Origin of the sequence: Nocardioides campestrisoli (genome assembly GCF_013624435.2) — a bacterium.
Classification (GTDB): domain Bacteria; phylum Actinomycetota; class Actinomycetes; order Propionibacteriales; family Nocardioidaceae; genus Nocardioides; species Nocardioides campestrisoli.
Map to the genome: position 1 here is coordinate 2,668,498 of NZ_CP061768.1, position 19,832 is coordinate 2,688,329.

General features: G+C 72.0%; 20 protein-coding genes. 5 read left to right on the forward strand and 15 right to left on the reverse strand.

The window, feature by feature from the left end; all coding sequences use genetic code 11:
* Window positions 1–72: 72 nt before the first annotated feature.
* The 8 genes from H8838_RS12540 to hrcA form a co-directional block, all read right to left on the reverse strand.
* On the reverse strand, window positions 73–438 hold the full coding sequence (locus H8838_RS12540) for a cytidine/deoxycytidylate deaminase family protein (RefSeq protein ID WP_181312774.1): 366 nt from the start codon (window positions 436–438) through the stop codon (window positions 73–75).
* A complete protein-coding gene (locus H8838_RS12545; RefSeq protein WP_224766108.1) occupies window positions 431–1,756 on the reverse strand; it encodes a hemolysin family protein in 1,326 nt (441 codons plus the stop codon). Before H8838_RS12545 ends, H8838_RS12540 begins: the two co-directional genes overlap by 8 nt.
* Before the next feature lie 28 nt (window positions 1,757–1,784).
* A complete protein-coding gene (gene ybeY, locus H8838_RS12550; protein WP_181312775.1) occupies window positions 1,785–2,249 on the reverse strand; it encodes an rRNA maturation RNase YbeY in 465 nt (154 codons plus the stop codon).
* On the reverse strand, window positions 2,246–3,250 hold the full coding sequence (locus H8838_RS12555) for a PhoH family protein (RefSeq protein WP_181312776.1): 1,005 nt from the start codon (window positions 3,248–3,250) through the stop codon (window positions 2,246–2,248). Before H8838_RS12555 ends, ybeY begins: the two co-directional genes overlap by 4 nt.
* 97 nt (window positions 3,251–3,347) lie before the next feature.
* Window positions 3,348–3,707, reverse strand: coding sequence for a histidine triad nucleotide-binding protein (locus H8838_RS12560; RefSeq protein ID WP_181312777.1), 360 nt, complete (start codon window positions 3,705–3,707; stop codon window positions 3,348–3,350).
* A gap of 68 nt (window positions 3,708–3,775) precedes the next feature.
* A complete protein-coding gene (locus H8838_RS12565; protein WP_185995849.1) occupies window positions 3,776–4,522 on the reverse strand; it encodes a 16S rRNA (uracil(1498)-N(3))-methyltransferase in 747 nt (248 codons plus the stop codon).
* A gap of 11 nt (window positions 4,523–4,533) precedes the next feature.
* Window positions 4,534–5,703: a molecular chaperone DnaJ gene (dnaJ, locus tag H8838_RS12570; protein ID WP_181312779.1), complete on the reverse strand. Its 1,170-nt coding sequence runs from the start codon at window positions 5,701–5,703 to the stop codon at window positions 4,534–4,536.
* Window positions 5,704–5,740: 37 nt separating this feature from the next.
* A complete protein-coding gene (hrcA, locus tag H8838_RS12575; RefSeq protein ID WP_181312780.1) occupies window positions 5,741–6,772 on the reverse strand; it encodes a heat-inducible transcriptional repressor HrcA in 1,032 nt (343 codons plus the stop codon).
* 147 nt (window positions 6,773–6,919) lie between these two features.
* Here hrcA and H8838_RS12580 point away from each other — a divergent pair, with 147 nt between their 5' ends.
* From H8838_RS12580 to H8838_RS12590, 3 genes are read left to right on the forward strand one after another with little or no spacing between them, the layout of a single operon-like run.
* Window positions 6,920–7,669, forward strand: coding sequence for an MBL fold metallo-hydrolase (locus H8838_RS12580; protein ID WP_181312781.1), 750 nt, complete (start codon window positions 6,920–6,922; stop codon window positions 7,667–7,669).
* A 52-nt stretch (window positions 7,670–7,721) separates the two neighbouring features.
* Window positions 7,722–8,021, forward strand: a complete 300-nt coding sequence (locus tag H8838_RS12585) for a hypothetical protein (RefSeq protein ID WP_185995848.1) — start codon at window positions 7,722–7,724, stop codon at window positions 8,019–8,021.
* Between the two features lie 59 nt (window positions 8,022–8,080).
* The gene (locus tag H8838_RS12590; protein WP_181312783.1) at window positions 8,081–8,935 is read left to right on the forward strand and encodes a DUF3097 domain-containing protein; all 855 of its coding nucleotides are present in this window, start codon (window positions 8,081–8,083) and stop codon (window positions 8,933–8,935) included.
* Window positions 8,936–8,959: 24 nt separating this feature from the next.
* Here H8838_RS12590 and hemW read toward each other — a convergent pair whose 3' ends face one another.
* The 6 genes from hemW to lepA all read right to left on the reverse strand — a co-directional run bounded on the left by hemW (window position 8,960) and on the right by lepA (window position 17,260).
* Window positions 8,960–10,186, reverse strand: coding sequence for a radical SAM family heme chaperone HemW (gene hemW / locus H8838_RS12595; RefSeq protein ID WP_185995847.1), 1,227 nt, complete (start codon window positions 10,184–10,186; stop codon window positions 8,960–8,962).
* Between the two features lie 128 nt (window positions 10,187–10,314).
* A complete protein-coding gene (locus H8838_RS12600) occupies window positions 10,315–12,135 on the reverse strand; it encodes an AMP-dependent synthetase/ligase (RefSeq protein ID WP_185995846.1) in 1,821 nt (606 codons plus the stop codon).
* A 148-nt stretch (window positions 12,136–12,283) separates the two neighbouring features.
* Entirely contained in the window at window positions 12,284–13,750 is a 1,467-nt protein-coding gene (locus H8838_RS12605) for a peptide MFS transporter (protein WP_181312786.1), read from the reverse strand.
* A 30-nt stretch (window positions 13,751–13,780) separates the two neighbouring features.
* Window positions 13,781–14,428, reverse strand: a complete 648-nt coding sequence (locus H8838_RS12610; RefSeq protein WP_181312905.1) for an MOSC domain-containing protein — start codon at window positions 14,426–14,428, stop codon at window positions 13,781–13,783.
* A gap of 43 nt (window positions 14,429–14,471) precedes the next feature.
* A complete protein-coding gene (locus H8838_RS12615; protein WP_185995845.1) occupies window positions 14,472–15,389 on the reverse strand; it encodes an aminoglycoside phosphotransferase family protein in 918 nt (305 codons plus the stop codon).
* A gap of 2 nt (window positions 15,390–15,391) precedes the next feature.
* Window positions 15,392–17,260, reverse strand: coding sequence for a translation elongation factor 4 (gene lepA, locus H8838_RS12620; protein ID WP_185995844.1), 1,869 nt, complete (start codon window positions 17,258–17,260; stop codon window positions 15,392–15,394).
* 115 nt (window positions 17,261–17,375) lie between these two features.
* Between lepA and H8838_RS12625 the strand changes: the two genes are divergently transcribed.
* Together H8838_RS12625 and rpsT are read left to right on the forward strand one after the other, a co-directional pair.
* Window positions 17,376–18,335: a phosphotransferase family protein gene (locus tag H8838_RS12625; RefSeq protein ID WP_185995843.1), complete on the forward strand. Its 960-nt coding sequence runs from the start codon at window positions 17,376–17,378 to the stop codon at window positions 18,333–18,335.
* Between the two features lie 147 nt (window positions 18,336–18,482).
* Entirely contained in the window at window positions 18,483–18,743 is a 261-nt protein-coding gene (gene rpsT / locus H8838_RS12630; protein ID WP_181312790.1) for a 30S ribosomal protein S20, read from the forward strand.
* Window positions 18,744–18,837: 94 nt separating this feature from the next.
* On the opposite strand, the gene holA is transcribed toward rpsT, so the two are convergent.
* Window positions 18,838–19,824, reverse strand: a complete 987-nt coding sequence (gene holA / locus H8838_RS12635; RefSeq protein ID WP_185995842.1) for a DNA polymerase III subunit delta — start codon at window positions 19,822–19,824, stop codon at window positions 18,838–18,840.
* Window positions 19,825–19,832 lie beyond the last annotated feature (8 nt).

The window sequence follows — 19,832 nt, forward strand, 5'->3', positions numbered from 1 at the left end:
ACGCTAGGGCAGGTGCCCCGGAGGCGCCAGGGTCCAGGGCGAGGTCACTCGCAGGCGGACCGGGCGGTGCGCTCAGGCCCCGGGGCCCACCGCGGTGGTCTCCGCGACCGCCCCGCGGGCGTCGCCCCGGTGCAGCACGACGTCGGGCCCGCCCAGGTCGCGCAGCGCCGCCACGTCCTCGGCCGACCCGGCCGACGCCCCGTCGGCACCCAGCACCACGGCTGCCTCCAGGCCGCGAGAGCCGGAGGCGACCGCCATCCCCACGCAGACCTGCAGGGCGGAGAGGCGCAGCGAGGGCAGGTCGACGGTGGCCGCGGCGTAGGTGCGCCCGTCGCTGTCGCGGACGGCGGCTCCCTCGGCGGCCCCGACCCTGGCCCGGGTGGACCGGGCCAGCGTGACCAGCTTGGCGTCCTCCGCGCTCAACCCGTGCTCAGCCATCGACCCGCTCCTGTGTCCCGGCCCGGTCGGCCGACTCGTCCTGGTCCTGGTCCAGCCACTCGCCGACCCGGTTCACCAGCACCGTGCCGACCTTGTTGCGCCGCCCCGAGGGGCCCTCGGCCTCGAAGCGCAGCCCGTGCACCTCGACCGCCGAGCCGGGGATGGGCACCTTCCCCAGGTACTTGGCCATCAGGCCGCCCACCGTGTCGACGTCGTCGTCGACCACGTGCACGCCGAAGACCTCGCCGAGGTCGCTCACCGGGAAGCGGGAGGAGACCCTGGTACCGGCGTCGGTGGTCTCGATCCCGGCCTCCGCCTCGTCGTACTCGTCGGTGATCTCCCCGACGATCTCCTCCAGCACGTCCTCGATGGTCACCAGTCCCGCGGTGCCGCCGTACTCGTCGACCACGACCGCGATGTGCTGGCGCGAGGCCTGCATCTCGGCGAGCAGTTGGTCGGCGGGCTTGGAGTCCGGGACGTAGTGCACCGGGCGCATCAGCTCGTCGATGCGCTGCGTCGTCTCGACCTCCGGGTCCTCGAAGTCACGGCGGACGATGTCCTTGAGGTAGGCCATGCCGACGACGTCGTCGAGGTTCTCGTCGATCACCGGCACCCGGGAGTAGCCGCTGCGCAGGAAGAGCGACATCGCCTGGCGCAGGTTCTTGTGCCGCTCCAGGTAGACGATGTCCGGCCGGGGCACCATCACCTCGCGCACGATCGTGTCGCCGAGCTGGAAGACCGAGTGGATCATCTTCCGCTCGCCCTCCTCGATCACCGCGGAGGCCTCGGCCAGGTCGACCAGCTCGCGCAGCTCGGTCTCGGTGGAGAACGGCCCGCGCCGGAAGCCGCGGCCGGGGGTGATCGCGTTGCCCAGCAGGATCAGCAGCTGCGGCACCGGTCCGAGGATGCGGGTGACCGCCACCACCGGACCGGCAAGCGCCAGGCCGACCGCGACGCGGTGCTGGCGTCCCATCGTGCGCGGCGCCACGCCGACCACCACGAACGAGACCAGCAGCATGACGCCGAGCGAGGTCGCCACCGTGGGCCACCACCGCCCGCCGAGCAGGTCGGAGACGGTGAGCGTCACCAGGACGATCGCGCCCGTCTCGAAGAGCAGCCGCAGCATCAGGACGGTGTTGAGGTATCGCGGGGCGTCGTCCAGGATCTGCAGCACCCGGCGGGCGCCGGTGCGCCCCTCGGTGACCAGCTCCTCGGCACGGGCGCGGGAGAAGCCGCTCAGCGCGGCGTCGGCGGCGGAGAAGCCCCCGGCCACGAACACCATCGCCGCCGCCCCCACCAGGACCCACAGGGCGCTCACCGGAGACCTCCTCGGACGCTCGCAGAACTCACTGGTCGGCAGACGCCGCGGCGCGCCAGTGCTCCAGCAGCCGTGCCTGGAGGTCGAACATCTCCTTGTGCTCCTCCGGCTCCGCGTGGTCGTAGCCCAGGAGGTGGAGGATGCCGTGCACCGTGAGCAGCTCGATCTCGGCCTCGGTGCCGTGGCCGGCGGTCTCACCCTGCTGCCGGGCCACCTCGGGGCACAGCACCAGGTCGCCGAGGACACCCTCCTCGGGCTCCTCGTCGACCAGACCGGGACGCAGCTCGTCCATCGGGAAGGCGAGGACGTCGGTGGGCCCTTCCTTCTCCATCCACTGGCCGTTGAGCTGGGCGATCGTCTCCTCGTCCACGGCCTTGATGCAGAGCTCGGCCTGCGGGTGGACCCGCATGCTGTCCATCACGAACCGGCTCAGCGCGGCGAGCCGGCGCACGTCGAGCGGCAGGCCCGACTCGTTGAGGATCTCGATGCTCATCGGCGCTCCCTGGTCCCGGCGCCGGCGCTCTCGGCGCGCGCGTCGAACTCGTCGTACGCCGCGACGATCTTGCCGACCAGCCGGTGCCGGACGACGTCGTGGCTGGTCAACCGGTTGAAGACCACGTCCTCGACCCCGGTGAGGATGCTCTCGACCACCTTGAGCCCGGACTTGACACCCCCGGGCAGGTCGACCTGGGTGACGTCACCGGTGACCACGATCTTGGAGCCGAAGCCCAGCCGGGTCAGGAACATCTTCATCTGCTCGGGCGAGGTGTTCTGCGCCTCGTCGAGGATGATGAACGCGTCGTTGAGGGTCCGGCCACGCATGTAGGCCAGGGGGGCCACCTCGATCGTGCCCGCGGCGAGCAGCTTGGGGATCGTCTCGGGGTCGATCATGTCGTGCAGCGCGTCGTAGAGCGGGCGCAGGTACGGGTCGATCTTCTCGCTCAGCGTGCCGGGCAGGTAGCCCAGCCGCTCCCCCGCCTCGACCGCCGGACGGGTCAGGATGATCCGGGTGACCGCCTTGGCCTGCAGCGCCTGGACCGCCTTGGCCATCGCCAGGTAGGTCTTGCCGGTGCCCGCCGGGCCGATGCCGAAGGTGATGGTGTGCTTGTCGATCGAGTCGACGTAGCGCTTCTGGTTCAGCGTCTTGGGCCGGATCGTCCGACCCCGGTTCGACAGGATGTTGAGCGAGAGCACGTCGGCCGGGCGCTCGGTGGTCTCCTGGCGCAGCATCGACACGATCCGCTCGATGGTCTCCGAGGTGACGCCCTGCCCGGTGCGCAGGATCGCGACGACCTCGTCGAGCAGCCGCTCGGCCAGGGCGATCTCGGCGGCGTCACCGTGGAAGGTGACGCGGTTGCCGCGGACGTGCACGTCGGCGTCGAAGGATTCCTCGATCAGCGCGAGGTGCTCGTCGCCCGGTCCCAGGAGGCTGACCATGTTGATGCTGTTGGGCACCACGACGGTGTGCTTGGTGATGAGTGGCGAGTCAGTCATGTTCCCCGTGGGGTGGCCTTTCGGATGGCGGCTTGGCCACCCCATGCTACGTCGGGGCCGGGCACGCCTCCCAGCGAGTTCTCGCCCGGGCGCCCGCTCAGCCGGGGGGCCAGGTCAGCGGTCGCCCGCCGAGCAGGTGCAGGTGGGTGTGGAACACCGTCTGGCCGGCGCCCGCCCCGGTGTTGAAGACCAGCCGGTAGTCGCCGGCCAGCCCCTCGGCCTCGGCGACCGCGTCGGCGACCCGCACCAGGTCCGCGAGCGCCTCGGGTGCCTGGGTGGCCAGCTCGACGGCGTTGGCGTGGTGCTCGCGCGGGACCACCAGGACGTGCGTGGGCGCCTGGGGGTTGATGTCGCGGAACGCCACGGAGCCGTCGCTGGTGTGGACGACCTCGGCGGGCACGTCACCGGCCACCAGCCGGCAGAAGAGGCACGTCTCGGAGGGACTCGGATCGCTCATGAGCGCACTCTCCCACGCGGCGGCCCGAGCTGTCTGCCGCCGGCCCGTCGGCCCCGGCGACCGGGTCGCTACCGCCAGCGCGCCGAGCGCGCCATCAGCGCCGCCACCGCGGCGACCCCGGCGGTCGAGGTACGCAGCACCTCGGACCCCAGACGGGCGACCCGCGCCCCGGCGTCGGTCAGCGCCGCCAGCTCCTCGGGCGAGATCCCGCCCTCCGGGCCGACCACCAGCAGGACCTCGCGCGCGGAGTCCGGCAGCGCGGGCAAGGGGTCGGCGGCGTCCTCGTGCAGGACCACGGCGAGGCCGTCTGCGCCCAGCCCCGCGACGAGGTCGCAGACCTCGGCGGTGGTGGCCAGCTCCCGCACCTCGGGGAACCAGGAGCGGCGCGCCTGCTTCGCCGCCTCGGCGGCCGTGGCCACCCACTTGGCGTGCGACTTGACCGCACGCTCCCCGCGCCAGACCGCGACGCTGCGAGCGGCCGCCCACGGGACGACGACGTCCACCCCGACCTCGGTCAGCACCTCGACCGCCAGCTCGCCGCGGTCACCCTTCGGCAGGGCCTGCACCACGGTGAACGCCGGGCTGGGTCGCGGCGTCTGCTCCAGCGCGGAGACGGTCACCGCCAGGAGCCGCTTGCCGGTGCCGGTCACCTCGCCCTGGGCGGCCAGGCCGAGACCGTCGGTGAGCACCACCTGCTCGCCCACCCGGAGCCGGCGTACGGCGACCGCGTGGTGAGCCTCGGCACCGGTGACCTCGACGACCTCCCCGACCCGGACGCCGGCGAGCGTGGGGACCCGGTGCACGGGCAGCGACATCGCGAGCGCCGTCAGTGCCCGAAGGCGTCGCGCAGCCGGCCGAAGACCGACTTGCCGGACGCCTTCACGGTGCCCTCCGGAGACTCCTCGCCGCGCAGCTGCGACAGCTCGCGGAGCAGCTCCTCCTGGCGGGCGTCGAGGCGGGTGGGCGTCTCGACGATCACGGTGACGACCAGGTCGCCCCGCCCGCCGCGCAGGCCCGGCACGCCCTCGCCGCGGATCACCTGCTCGGTGCCGGACTGGGTCCCGGGCCGGATCTCCAGGTCGAAGGTGGTGGGCTTGTCCTCGCCCTCCTCGTGCAGGTCGGCCTCCAGCAGCGGCAGGACGACGGTGGTGCCCAGCGCGGCCGCGGTCATCGGCACCGAGACCGTGCAGTGCAGGTCGTTGCCGGCACGGATGAACGTCGGGTGCTGGGCGACCCGGATCTCGACGTAGAGGTCCCCGGCGGGCCCGCCGCCGGGGCCGACCTCGCCCTGCTCCGCGAGCTGGACGCGGGTGCCGTCGTCGACGCCCGCGGGGATCTTCACGGTGAGGGTGCGCCGCGAGCGCACCCGCCCGTCACCCGCGCACTCCCGGCACGGGTCAGCGATGACCGTGCCGAAGCCACGGCAGGCGGCGCACGGGCGCAGCGTGCGGATCTCGCCCAGGAACGAGCGCTGCACCTGGGCGACCTCACCGGCGCCGCGACAGGTCTCGCAGGTGGTCGGGTGGGTGCCCGGGGCGGTGCCCTCGCCGTGGCAGGTGGTGCACGCCACCGCGGTGTCGACCTTGATCTCCCGGGTCACGCCGAAGGCGGCCTCGGCCAGCTCGATCTCGAGGGCGATCAGCGCGTCCTGGCCCCGCCGGGTGCGCGGGCGGGGTCCGCGGCCGCCACCGGTCGCCGCGCCCGGTCCGGCGCCGCCGAAGAACGCGTCCATGATGTCGGTGAACGAGAACCCCGCTCCCTGGCCGAACCCCCCGGCGCCGCCGAAGGGGTCGCCGCCGCGGTCGTAGTGCGCCCGCTTCTGCGGGTCCGAGAGGACCTCGTAGGCGCCGGTCACCTCCTTGAACCGCTCCTGGGTCTCGGGGTCCGGGTTCACGTCCGGGTGCAGCTGGCGCGCCAGCCGTCGGTAGGCCTTCTTGATCGTGTCGGCATCGGCGTCCTTGGGCACACCGAGCAACTCGTAGAGGTCCTGGCTCAACTTCGTCCTTCGTCGTGGGTGGGAATGGGCGGGGCGCTCAGGCCTCGTCCAGGATGCGGGAGACGTAACGGGCGACGGCGCGGACCGCTGCCATGGTGCCGGGGTAGTCCATGCGGGTGGGCCCCACGATGCCCAGGCTGGCCAGGGCGTCCTGGCCCGGCCCGTAGCCGGTGGCGACCACACTGGTGCCGGCGAGCTCGGTGTACGGGCCCTCGTGGCCGATCCGGACCGTCACCGCACCGGCGTCCGCCACCTCGCCGAGGAGCTTGAGCAGCACGACCTGCTCCTCGAGCGCCTCCAGCAGCGGCCGCACGGTGGTGTCGAAGTCCTGGCCGAAGCGCGCCAGGTTGGCCGCACCCCCGACCGCGACGCGCTCGTCGCGGCGGTGGTCGGACATCGCGTCGGTGAGCGCCTCGACGACCGCGGTGGTCAGGGCCAGGTCGGGAGCGGGGACCTCGCCCAGCAGGGCCGACAGCGCGGTCGCGGCCTCCGCGATCCGCTGGCCGGACGCGGTCCGGGCGATGCGCTGGCGCAGGTCGACCAGCCGGTCGTCGTCGAGCTCCCCGGTGCCGTCGGGCAGCTCGACCACCCGCTGCTCGACCCGGCCGGTGGACAGGATCAGCACCAGCAGCAGGCGGCCCGGCGCCAGGAGCACGACCTCGACGTGGCGCACGGTGCTGCGCGACAGGGTGGGGTACTGCACGACCGCCACCTGGCGGGTGAGCTGGGAGAGGGTGCGCACGGAGCGCTGGACCACGTCGTCGAGGTCGACCGCACCGTCGAGGAAGGAGGCGATGGCGCGCTTCTCCGCCCCGGTCATCGGCTTGACGGTGGTCAGCCGGTCGACGAAGAGGCGGTAGCCCTTGTCGGTCGGCACCCGGCCGGCACTGGTGTGCGGCTGGTGGATGAATCCCTCGTCCTCCAGCGCGGCCATGTCGTTGCGCACCGTGGCGGGCGAGACCCCCAGCCCGTGCCGTTCCACGAGGGCCTTGGAGCCGACCGGCTCCTCGGTGGCCACGTAGTCCTCCACGATCGCACGCAGGACGGCGAGCTTGCGGTCGTCCGACATGGCTCCTCCAATCCTGGTGTCTCGCGCCGGGCACGGGCTCCGTGCCGCGGTCGCTGGTGTCGGGTCTGTCCCGGTCCGGATGCTGGCACTCTGCTTCCGCGAGTGCCAAGTCTACTAGGCCCGCGAGCGCCGACTAGGCTCGACGGCATGACGCAGCTCGTCGAGGTAGCCGACCGGGTCTGGGTGGCACGGTACGCCGCCTACGACGTGAACGTGACAGTGCTCGGCGGGGAGCGCGGCCTCGTGGTCGTCGACAGCCGCGAGTCCGTGGAGGCGGGCCGCGAGCTGGCGGCCGACGTGGCGGCGCTCGGCCGCGGCGAGGTGGTCGCCGTCGTCAACACCCACGACCACGTCGACCACGTGGGCGGGAACACGGCGCTGGGCGCTCCCGAGGTGGTCGCCCACGAGGACGCGGACGTCCCCACCGCGACCCGCACCTTCTCCTCGGTCAGCACCCTGGACCTGGGCGACCGGGTGGTCGAGCTCTTCCACCCCGGACGGGCCCACACCGCGGGCGACCTGGTCGTCCGCGTGCCGGACGCCGACCTCCTGGTCGTGGGCGACCTCGTGGAGGAGGCGACCCCGCCGTGGTACGGCGCGGACTCGTGGCCCCTGGACTGGCCGATCGCGCTGGACATGGTCCTCGGGCTGGCCTCCGGCAGCACCGTGGTGGTTCCCGGCCACGGCATCCCCGTGGACCGCGACTTCGTCGAGCAGCAGCGCGGCGACGTGGGCATCGTCGCGGAGACCCTGCGCGACCTGGCCGGACGAGGGGTTCCGCGGGCGGAGGCCCTGGCCGCGGCGTCGTGGCCGTTCCCGCCCGAGCACATCGCCGAGGGCGTCGCCCGCGCCTACGACCAGCTCCCCCAGGCCCGGCGCACGCTCCCGCTGGTCTGACCCAGGCCGCGCGACCCGTGTGACCACCCTCACCGCGGGGTACGACGCGACCATGAGCGACCCCACCGACCTGCCCCAGGCCAGCAGCGAGTCCAGCGAGGCGGACGCCGACCACGGCGCCGGCGACACCGCGCCCGACGAGCGCTCGGTCGCCGGCATCGACGACGACCAGCTGCCCGAGGACGTGCGACCCGGCGAGGACAACCCGCTGGCCGAGCCCCTGGACCCCGACGACCCGGAGACCAGGTCGCCCGACGAGCTGGGCATGCACGACGTCCAGGACGACAGCGCCGGCGACAGCTCGGGCGACAGTGCCGGCGAGGACGGTCAGGCCGGCATTCCCGAGGGCTGATCCGCCCCTGCCCGCGCGTCCTTCCCGGGCTGGCCGGGCCGCCGTTCTAGCGTGGTCCGGTGCCTTCCCCCAGTGACCGCTACGGCTCCGACGTCCTCTCCACCGACTGGCGCGCCCCCGCGCGCGGGCGAGCCCAGGACAGGCCCGCCGAGGTCGGCCTGGTGATCGAGGAGGTCACCACCGGCTGGTGCGGCGAGATCGTCGGGATCGACCGCGACCTGCGGACGGTGACCCTGGAGGACCGGCGTTTCACCCGCCGGACCTTCCCGATGGGCCCCGGCTTCCTGCTCGAGGGCGCCCCGGTGGTGCTCACTCCGCCGGTGCAGCGCGCGGCCCCGGCGAAGGCGACCCGCACCGCGTCGGGCTCGGTGGCCGTGCACGGGGCCAAGGCCCGCGTCGCCCGGCAGAGCCGGATCTTCGTCGAGGGCCGCCACGACGCCGAGCTGGTGGAGAAGGTCTGGGGCGACGACCTGCGGATCGAGGGCGTGGTGGTCGAGTTCCTCGGGGGCGTCGACGACCTGGCCGACCACCTCAAGGACTTCAAGCCGGGCCCCGACCGCCGCGTCGGCGTGCTGGTCGACCACCTGGTCCCCGGGTCGAAGGAGAGCCGGATCGCCCAGGGCATCATGCGCTCCGCGGTGGGCAAGCACGTGCTGATCGTGGGCCACCCGTTCATCGACGTCTGGCAGGCGGTCAAGCCGCAGCGACTCGGCTTCGACCGCTGGCCAGACGTGCCGCGGCACATCGACTGGAAGAAGGGCACCTGCCAGCAGCTCGGCTGGCCACACCGCGACCAGGCCGACATCGCCCGCGCCTGGAAGCACATCCTGGGCGGCGTACGCGGCTTCCAGGACCTCGACCCCGCCCTGCTCGGGCGGGTCGAGGAGCTCATCGACTTCGTCACCGCCCCCTGAGGGCGCGGATCCGGAGCCTCCGGCTCAGTCGTCCAGGAGGTGGCGGACCACGCCGTCGGCCAGCAGCCTGCCCTCGCGGGTCAGCACCAACCGGTCGCCGTCGACCACCACGAGACCCCGCGCCACCACCTCGGGCACCCGGTCGCGCTCGGGCTCGCCCAGGGCGTCCAGCGCGAGGCCGTCGACCAGCCGCAGCTCCAGCAGGACCCGCTCGAGGTGCCGCTCGGAGTCGGTGAGCAGCTCGCGGCCGTGGGCGGGGCTCAGCCCGGCGGCCAGCCGCTGCTGGTAGGCCGCCGGGTGCTTGACGTTCCACCACCGCACCCCACCGACGTGCGAGTGAGCACCGGGCCCGGCACCCCACCAGTCGCCGCCCGTCCAGTAGAGCAGGTTGTGCCGGCACCGGCTCTCCGGGCGACGCGCCCAGTTGGACACCTCGTACCACCCCAGCCCGGCTGCGGTGAGGCGCTCGTCGGCCATCAGGTACTTGTCCGCCAGGTCGTCGTCGTCCGGCTCCGGGAGCTCGCCGCGACGGACCCGGCGGGCCAGCGCGGTGCCCGGCTCCACGATCAGGGAGTACGCCGACACGTGGTCGGGTGCGGACGCGAGCGCCGCGTCCAGCGACGTGGCCCAGTCCTGCTGCGACTCCCCCGGGGTGCCGTAGATGAGGTCGAGGCTGATCTCCTCGAAGCCCGCTGCCCGGGCCCACTCGACCGCGAGCGGCACGCGAGCCGGGTCGTGGGTCCGGTCGAGCACCTCGAGCACGTGACCGACGGCGGACTGCATGCCGAACGAGACCCGGGTGTAGCCGGCCTCGCGAAGCCGGGCGAGCCCGGCCGGCGTGACGCTGTCGGGGTTCGCCTCGGTCGTCACCTCGGCGTCGGGCGCCAGGCCCAGCTCCCGGTCGATCGCCGCGAGCACCGTCGCGAGGTCGTCGGGCGGGAGCAGCGTCGGGGTGCCGCCGCCGAGGAAGACCGTGCTGACCGGGCGGCGCGCCGACTCCTCGCCGAGCACCCGGCCGGCCAGGCGCAGCTCGGCGACGACCGAGTCGGCGTACGAGGCGACCGTGGCGCCGCCCACCTCCCCCAGCTCGCCGGGCGTGTAGGTGTTGAAGTCGCAGTAGCCGCACCGCACCCGGCAGAAGGGCACGTGCACGTAGACGCCGAGGGGACGCTCCCCGGCGCCCACCAGGGACTCGGGGGGCAGGGACCCGTCCTCGGGGGCGGGCTCGCCGGCAGGCAACGCAGAGGGCACGTCGCCATCCCACCACGCGGCTGGGTGCGAGGGGGAAACGAGGACCCTGCCAGGACGCACCAGGACGCACCAGGGCCCCGCGGTCTCCCGCGGGGCCCTGGTGGAGGAGGCGGCCGAGCCGCCGGACCTCAGACGTACATCTTCTCGATCAGGTCGGTGTAGTTGTTCTCCACCACGTTGCGCTTGACCTTCATCGACGGCGTGAGCTCGCCGGACTCGACGGTGAGGTCGTGGTCGAGCAGCTCCCACTTCTTGATGGTCTCCCACCGGTTGAGCTGGGAGTTCATCTGCTCGACGTAGCCCTGGACCATCTCCTTGACCTCGTCGCTGCGCACGATCTCGGTGTAGGAGGCGCCGGACATGCCGTTCTCCTCCGCCCAGTTCGCCATCGCGTCGGGGTCGAGCGTGACCAGCGCGACGCAGTACGGGCGCTCGCTGCCGAAGACCATGAACTGGCTGGCGTAGGGGCAGACGGCCTTGAACTTCGACTCGACCGCGGGCGGCGCGACGTACTTGCCGTTGGAGGTCTTGAAGAGCTCCTTGATCCGGCCGGTGATCTTGAGGTGCCCGTCGGAGTCCAGCGCACCCTTGTCACCGGTGTGGAACCAGCCCTCGGGGGTGAGCGACTTGGCGGTCTCCTCGGGCAGGTTGTGGTAGCCCTCCATCACGCCGGGACCCTTGATCAGGACCTCGTCGTTCTCGCCCAGCTTGACCTCGGTGCCCGGGAAGGGCGGGCCCACGGTGCCGAACTTGTTGGCGTCCGGGTGGTTGACGAACGTGCCGGCCGAGGTCTCGGTGAGCCCGTAGCCCTCGAGGATCTTGATGCCCGCGGCGCCGAACCACTCCGCGATGTCCTGGTTGAGCGCGGCAGCGCCGGAGATGAAGAAGCGGACCCGTCCGCCGAAGCGGTCGCGGATCTTGGAGAAGACCAGCTTGTCCAGCACCTTGTGCTTGAGGCCGAGGCCGAACGGGATGCTCTCGCCGTCCCGCTTGCGCCGCTCGACCTCCAGGCCGACCTCGAACGCCTTCTTGAAGATCTTCTCCTTGGCGCCGCCCTCGGCGGCCTGCATGGTGACGATCTTGCCGTGGGCCTTCTCGAAGATCCGCGGAGCGGCTCCCATGAAGGTCGGCTTGACGATCGCCAGGTTGTCGACGATGCGCTCGACCCGGCCGTCGATGGCGGTCGGGAAGCCACAGGCCATCTGCGTGGAGAGCAGCACCTTGCCGAAGGAGTGCGCCATCGGCAGCCAGAGGAACTGCAGGTCGTCCTCGCTCAGGATGCCCAGCGAGGCGATGGCGCTGCCCTCGTAGACCCACGACTGGTGCCGCAGCCGCACGCCCTTGGGGCGGCCGGTGGTGCCGGAGGTGTAGATCAGGGTGGCCAGCTGCTCGGGGCGGATCGCCTCGGCCTTCGCCTCCAGCACGCCCGGGTTGGCGGCCAGGTAGGACTCACCCAGGGCGGAGAGGTCGTCAAGGCTGATCACCCAGTCGTCCTCGGTCTTGCCCTCGAAGGTGACGACCTTGGCCACGTAGGGCAGCTCGGACTTGCGGGCCACCAGCTTGGCGATCTGGGCGTCGTCCTCGGCGAAGACCACCCGGCACTCGGAGTCGGACAGGATGTACGCCGTGTCCTCCTCGTTGGTCGTCGGGTAGACCGTGGTCGTCGCCGCGGCGGCGCACATGATCGCCAGGTCCGCGAGCACCCACTCGTAGCGGGTGCCCGAGGCGATGCCGACGCGCATCTCGGGCTGGAGCCCGAGCGAGAGCAGCCCGCCCGCGAGGTTGCGGACGATCTCCCCCGCCTCCGCCCAGGTGACCGACTCCCAGGTCTCGGCCTTGGTGGGGTAGCGGAACGCCTCACGCTCCGGGGACTTGGCCACGCGGTCGTAGAACTGGACCGCCACGTTCGGGTGCATGTCCGCCATGAAGCTGGTGTCGTTGTTCGGCATTTCTCCCTGACTTCGGTTCGTGGCGCGAGGCGCGAACGCGTCCGCCGACTGACTGCTTGGGAGTAACGTAGATCACTAAGTGACTCACCGGTAGCGAATCCCGGCGTTTCAGGCGTGGAGCGTGGCAGGAAATCCGCGGACGGAACGCTCAGCGCACCCCGGCCATCAGCCGCTGGATCGGGCCACGGGCCGCCAGCACGAGCAGACCGACGACGATCGAGACGCCGCCCACGATGAGGAAGAACCCGGTGTCGTCCTCGGGCTCGTAGTACCCGGCCAGGGTGCCGGAGATCGCGGAGCCCAGCGCCACGGAGAGGAAGAACAGCGCCACCATCTGCGTGCGGTACTTGGTCGGGGCGAGCTTGGTGGAGACCGAGAGCCCCACCGGGGAGATCAGCAGCTCGGCGACGGTGAACAGCAGCAGGATCGCGACCAGGCCCAGCAGCGGCGCCGAGCTCGGCCCCGACGGCATCGCCAGGAACGCCAGGAAGGCCAGGCCCATGACGACGGCGGACAGACCGAACTTGACCGGCGTCCCCGGGGCCCGGTCCCCCAGCTTCGTCCACAGCGCGGCGAAGACGCCGGCCAGCGCGATGATGAAGACCGGGTTGATCGACTGCACCCAGGAGATCGGCATCTCCCACCCGAACAGGTTCCGGTCGAGCCGTTCGTCGGCGTAGATCGTGACCACCGTGAACTGCTGCTGGTAGAGCGACCAGAAGACCGCGCTGCAGATGAAGAGCGGGATCATCGAGAACACCCTGCTCCGCTCGGCCCCGACCACCGACCGGTCCAGCAGCATCAGCGAGAACAGGGCGACGGCAGCCACCACCGTCACGCCGATCACCAGGTCGTCGAGCCGGCCCGCGGTGATCACCCCGGTCACCGACAGGACGACCAGCAGCGCGACCACCACGACGGCGGCGGCGGCGTACCGCGGCAGCCGCCCAGCGGGCAGGGGGTTGGGCACGTGGTGGGTCTCCTCGGGGAGCCGGCTGCGTCCACGCGCGTACTGCGCCAGGCCGAAGGCCATGCCCAGGGCGGCCAGGCCGAAGCCGAAGTGGAAGCCCCACTCCTTCTGGAGCACGCCGGTCAGCAGGGGGCCGACCAGCGCACCGATGTTGATCCCCATGTAGAAGATCGAGAAGCCGGCGTCGCGGCGCTCGTCGTGCTCGCCGTAGAGCGACCCGACCAGCGAGGTGGCGTTCGCCTTGACCCCGCCGCTGCCCAGCGCCACGAGTACGAGGCCCACGCCCACCCCGACCAGGCCGGGCAGGAGCGCGAGGGCCACGTGCCCGGCCATCACCATGACGGCGGAGTAGAAGAGGGTCCGCTCGGCCCCGAAGAGCCGGTCCGCGAACCACGCGCCGAGGATCGTGGAGAGGTAGACCGACCCGCCGTAGGCGCCGACGATGCCGGCCGCGACGCCGCGGTCGATCCCGAGCCCGCCGTCGGAGACGCTGAAGTACAGGTAGATCAGCAGGATCCCCTGCATGCCGTAGAAGCTGAACCGCTCCCACAGCTCCACGCCGAACAGGTTGGCCAGCACCCGCGGCTGGCCGAAGAATGAGCGGTCCGTGCCTTGAGGAACGCGTGCCGTGTGCCGAGTACTCACTCCCTCGACGGTACTCCGCCCCTCGGCCGGTCAGTGGGCCAGGTAGGCGACCGCCTTGCGCCGCAGGTCCTCCGAGAGGTCCTCCACCACCAGCAGGGCCGGCAGCAGGGCGCGCTCGGTGGTGAAGGCCCGGAAGGCCAGCTCGATGGTCACGTCGTGATCGGGGCGTTCGACGACCTCGATCCCGTCGCCGCGCTCGACGGCCCCCTCCTCGAGCACCCGCAGGTAGGCGCCCGGGTGTCCGTGGGCGGTGAACCTCTTGATCCAGGCGGTGTCGTCGTAGCCGGTCAACCCCATCCAGCCCGCGAAGACGCGGCACGGGGTGCGCACCGTGGAGACCTCGAGCAGGGCCGCGCCGACCCGCCACCGCTCGCCGAGGAGCGCGGCGTTCAGGTCGATGCCCGAGGTGGTCAGGTTCTCGCCGAAGTGACCGTCGGGCACCGGACGCCCCAGCTCCTCCTGCCAGTGGTCCAGGTCCTCCCGGGCGAAGGCATAGACCGCCTTGTTCGGCCCGCCGTGGAACTTCCGGTCGCAGACCGTGTCCCCCGCCATCCCGGTACGTCGGGCCATCACCGGGCCGTCGACGGCCAGCTTGCGGATCCCCGAGCGTCCGACCCGGCCGGTCCACGGCCCGGTCTCCGCCTTGCCGACGTTGACCGCGAGCACCTGCGCGTCCATCACGCCTCCTTCGAGCTGGTCGGCCCTGCGTCGCGCACGGCTCTCAGTCCTGCACGGCCTTCGCGACGGCGACACAGACCGTCAGGAGCTCACGGGTCCCGCGCCGGACCTGCCCCGGGTCGTCGCTCAGGCCCCACAGGGCATTGTGCAGCATCCGCACCACGACCCAGTCCCGCGCGCGCTCCTCGTCCAGCCCGGCGGCGTCGACGACCGCGTGGAACCGGCGGCGCACCCCGGCGCGCACGTCGCCGGCCAGCTCGTCCCAGCGGTTCCACAGCAGGGGCGCGACCTCGTAGTGGGGGTCCCCGGCCAGCGGCTTCGGGTCGATCACCAGCCACTCCTCGCGCTCCCCGGCCAGGACGTTGTCGTAGTGCAGGTCGGTGTGCAGCAGGCGCCGCTCACCCGGGTCGGACGTCAGCTCGCGGCCCAGCGAGACCGCCTGCTCGACCAGGCGGTGCGGCAGCGGCGCCCCGGCCGGCAGCGCCGCCAGCGACGCCGTCCACCGGGCGACCTGGTCGCTGAGCAGACGCAGCTGGGGCGGCGCGGGCAGGTGCAGCCGGGCGTAGCGCTGGCCCACCAGCTCACAGGCCTGCACGTCCCACTCCTCGGCCAGGGTGCGCCGACCGAGTCGTTCCAGCAGCATCGCGCGCCGGGCGGGATCCGCGCGCAGCATCCGCACCGCCCCGTCGCCGGCCCAGCGCTGCAGCGCGAGCGCCTCGTGCTCGGACTCCGCGTCCGGGAGCGCGAGCTTCAGGACGCCGAGCTCCCCCTCGGCGCGGCGTACCGGCAGCACCAGCGAGCAGTGACCGTGCATCGCCGGTCCGTCCGGCGACAGCTCCCACTCCGCCAGCACCTCGCGCGCGAGCCCGGGCAGCCGGTCGAGCCAGGAGACCCACGGCTCGCCGAGGGCGCGGCGGGCCTCCAGCCCGTCGGGGACCCGCACCGCCGCGTGCTGGCTCACGCCTACTTCTTGGTCTTCTCCGACGGCTGCGTGGTCGACAGCGCGGCGACGAACGCCTCCGGCGGCACCTCGACCGTGCCGATGTTCTTCATCCGCTTCTTTCCGGCCTTCTGCTTCTCCAGCAGCTTGCGCTTGCGGCTGATGTCGCCGCCGTAGCACTTGGCCAGCACGTCCTTGCGGATGGCGCGGATGTTCTCCCGGGCGATCACCCGGGCGCCGATGGCCGCCTGGATCGGCACCTCGAACTGCTGGCGCGGGATCAGGTCCTTGAGCTTCCCGGCCATCATCACGCCGTAGGAGTACGCCGCGTCGCGGTGCACGATCGCGGAGAACGCGTCGACGGGCTCACCCTGCAGCAGGATGTCGACCTTGACCAGGTCGGCGGCCTGCTTGCCGGAGCGCTCGTAGTCGAGCGAGGCGTAGCCCTTGGTCCGCGACTTCAGCTGGTCGAAGAAGTCGAAGACGATCTCGCCCATGGGCAGGGTGTACCGCATCTCCACCCGGTCCTCGGAGAGGTAGTCCATGCCCTGCAGGTTGCCGCGCTTGGTCTGGCACAGCTCCATGATCGTGCCGATGTAGTCGCTGGGGCTCAGGATCGTGGCCTTGACGACCGGCTCGCGCACCTCGGCGATCTTGCCCTCGGGATACTCGCTCGGGTTGGTCACCACGACCTCGGAGCCGTCCTCCATCTGCACCTCGTAGACCACGTTGGGGGCCGTCGAGATCAGGTCGAGGTTGAACTCGCGCTCGAGGCGGTCCCGGGTGATCTCCATGTGCAGGAGCCCCAGGAAGCCGATCCGGAAGCCGAAGCCCAGCGCGCCCGACGTCTCGGGCTCGAAGGTCAGCGCCGCGTCGTTGAGCTGCAGCCGCTCGAGGGCGTCGCGCAGCGTCGGGTAGTCGTCGCCGTCGATCGGGTAGAGCCCCGAGTAGACCATCGGGTTGGGGTGCTTGTAGCCACCCAGCGCCTCGGTCGCGCCGTTGTGCTGGCTGGTCACGGTGTCGCCGACGCGCGACTGACGCACGTCCTTCACACCGGTGATCAGGTACCCGACCTCCCCCACGCCGAGGTCGGCGGCCTTGACCGGCTCGGGGCTGATCACGCCGACCTCGAGCATCTCGTGGACCGCGCCGGTCGACATCATCTTGATCCGGTCGCGGTGGCTGAGCTTGCCGTCGACCACGCGGACGTAGGTGACCACGCCGCGGTAGGTGTCGTAGACGGAGTCGAAGATCAGCGCCCGCGGCGGGGCGTCGGCGTCGCCGACCGGGGCCGGGGTCTGCCGGACGATCTCGTTGAGCAGCCCCTCGACGCCCATGCCGGTCTTGGCGCTGACCCGCAGCACGTCCTCGGGCTCGCAGCCCACCAGGCCGGCGAGCTCGGCGGCGTACTTCTCCGGGTTCGCGCCCGGCAGGTCGATCTTGTTCAGCACCGGGATGATGTGCAGGTCCGCACCCATCGCCAGGTAGAGGTTGGCCAGGGTCTGGGCCTCGATCCCCTGGGCGGCGTCGACCAGCAGCACCGCCGCCTCGCACGCCTCCAGCGAGCGGGAGACCTCGTAGGTGAAGTCGACGTGGCCAGGGGTGTCGATCATGTTCAGCACGTAGGTGCCGGGCTCCGCCAGCTCGGCGTTGTCCGCCGGCACCGTCCAGGGCATGCGCACGGCCTGGCTCTTGATGGTGATGCCGCGCTCGCGCTCGATGTCCATCCGGTCGAGGTACTGCGCGCGGGCCGCGCGTGCGTCGACCACGCCGGTCAGCTGAAGCATCCGGTCCGCCAGCGTCGACTTGCCGTGGTCGATGTGGGCGATGATGCAGAAGTTCCGGATGATCGACGGATCGGTCTGGCCGGGCTGCGGTGCGGTCTTGGACACAGGTGACTTTCGGTACGGCGTGCAGAGCGTGGTCGACCCATTCTTCCACGGGGGCACCGTGCCACCGAAAGCCAGCGAGTAACCCGCGCGCGGTCCCCGGCCCGGATGAGAGAGGATGCGCCCCGTGACGACGTACCCCGCTCCCCCGCTGGCCACGGCACGTCGGCTGGAGTGGGCCTTCCTGCCGCCCGGGATTCGACGGTACGTCGAGCGCAGGTGCGGCTCGCCGGTCGTGGCGGCCCACTCCCAGGGGGCGGGCTTCACCCCCGGGTTCGCCAGCGTCCTGGCCTGCGAGGACGGGTCCCGGCACTTCGTCAAGGCCGCCTCGACGAAGGCACAGCGTCCGTTCGCCGACGCCTACCGCGAGGAGGCGCGCAGGCTCGCCTCGTTGCCCGAGGGGGTGCCGGCACCCAGGCTCTCGTGGCTGCTGGACGACGACTGGGTCGTCCTGGGCATCGAGCACGTCGAGGCGACGAACCCCGCCCGCCCGTGGTCCCCCGGCGACCTGGCCGCCACCCTGGACATGCTGGAGCGGGTCGCTGCCGCGCCCGGCTCGAGCGTCGCCTCGATGGAGCTGACCCCGATCGAGGACGAGCTGGCTGACTGGCCGACCCACTGGCAGGCGCTGCGCAGCCGACAGACCTCCCTGCCGGGCTGGGACCGGTACCGCGACGAGGCCGCCTCGCTCGCCGCCGGTTGGACCGCGGGATGCCGGGGCGAGTCGCTCGTGCACCTCGATGTCCGCGCCGACAACGTGCTGCTCGACGGGACCGGCACCGCATGGCTGTGCGACTGGAACTGGCCGGTGCTGGGCGCCGCCTGGATCGACTCCGTGATGACCCTGCTCGGGCCGCTCGGGGACGGCCTCGACGTGGCCGACGTCCTCGCCACGCGTCCACTGCTCCGCGCCGTCCGCCCGGACCACCTCGACGCGTTCCTCGCCCTGCTCAGCGGCTACTTCCTGCGGATGGGCGGCGAGTCCGTGCCGCCCAGCTCCCCGTGGATCCGCGCTCACCAGTGGTGGCAGGGTGAGGTCTGCTGGCTGTGGCTGGCGCAGCGGCGCGGCTGGGCCTGAGTCGTCGACCGAGGCGATTTGGGCGCCCCGTACGCCACTGGTAATCTCTTGGCTTGCATGTCCGGCGCCCGACCCTCTCTGGGGTTGCCAGGCAGCCGACACACCTCATTCTTCCTTTCTGACCAGACCGAGACCGAAGGTTCTTCCGTGGCGAACATCAAGTCCCAGATCAAGCGCAACAAGCAGAACGAGAAGGCTCACGAGCGCAACAAGGCCGTGAAGACCGGCCTGAAGACCGCCGTGCGCAAGTTCCGCGAGGCTGCGGCTGCCGGCGACAAGGAGACCGCGGTCACCCTCGGTCGCGACGCCGCCCGCAAGCTCGACAAGGCGGCCTCCAAGGGCGTCATCCACAAGAACCAGGCGGCGAACCGCAAGTCGGCCATCGCCAAGAAGGCCTCCGCTCTCTGAGGTCTTCTCGACCCTGGCTTCCTGAAGCTGCCGAAGGCGCCGCACTCCTCACGGAGTACGGCGCCTTCGTCGTTCCCACCCTCCGTACGGCGGGTCAGCGCGCGCGGAGCGCGACGAGGGTGAGCACGAGCCGCTCGAGGGTGTAGCTCGCGTCGTGCGCGGCGCCCTTGATGTCGGCGTCGGCCCGGGCCACCTCCTGCAGCGCGCGGGAGATGCCGGCGTCGTCCCAGCTGCGAGCCTGGGACCGGATCGTCTTGACCTTCCACGGAGGAACGCCGAGCTCCCGGGCCAGGTCGCCGTCGCGGAGTCCGCGGCCGGCCCCGAGGAAGCGAGCGACACCGCGTACGGACTGGGCGAACGCAGAGGTGACCAGCACGCCGGGGGTGCCCCCGTCGAGTGCCCAGCGCAGCTCCTCCAGCGCCTGGTCGGCGTCGCCGGCCATGGTGGCGTCGGCGACGGCGAACGACTTGGCCTCGGCGCGCCCGCCGAAGTAGCGCTTGACCAGCTCGAGGGTGACCTGCTCGCCGGGGAAGTCGCTGGTGAGCTGCGAGGCCGCGGCCGCCAGGGAGCGCAGGTCGTGCCCGACGGCCTGCACCAGGAACTCCGTCGCCTCCGGGGCGACCCGGGCGCCCAGCTGGGCGAACTCCCCGCGGACGAAGTCCACGAAGCCCGAGGCGTACTTGACCTCCGCGGCCTTCACCTCGGTCACCGCCGGCTGCTTGCGCAGCTTGGCGAGCAGCCCGCTCCCCCGAGGCCCGCCCCCGTGCATCAGCACCAGGGCGATGTCCTCCACCGGCGCGGCGGCCTGCCGGAGCACCGGGTCGTACAGCTCGTCGGGCAGCTCCTCGAGACCGCGCACGACGACGCAGCGCGTGGCGGAGAAGAGGGAGGGCGCACACATCTCCTCCAGCCCGGCGGCGGTCAAGGCCGAGGCGAGCGACTCGGCCATCTCGGCGTCGGCGTCGTGCTGACGCACGGCCTGGCGCACCGCCGTGACCGTGCGCTCGTTGAGGAACTCCTCCTTGCCGGTCACCAGGGTGACGCGTCCGAGGACCTGGGAAGCACGGGGACCTTGAGCCATGGTGCGCC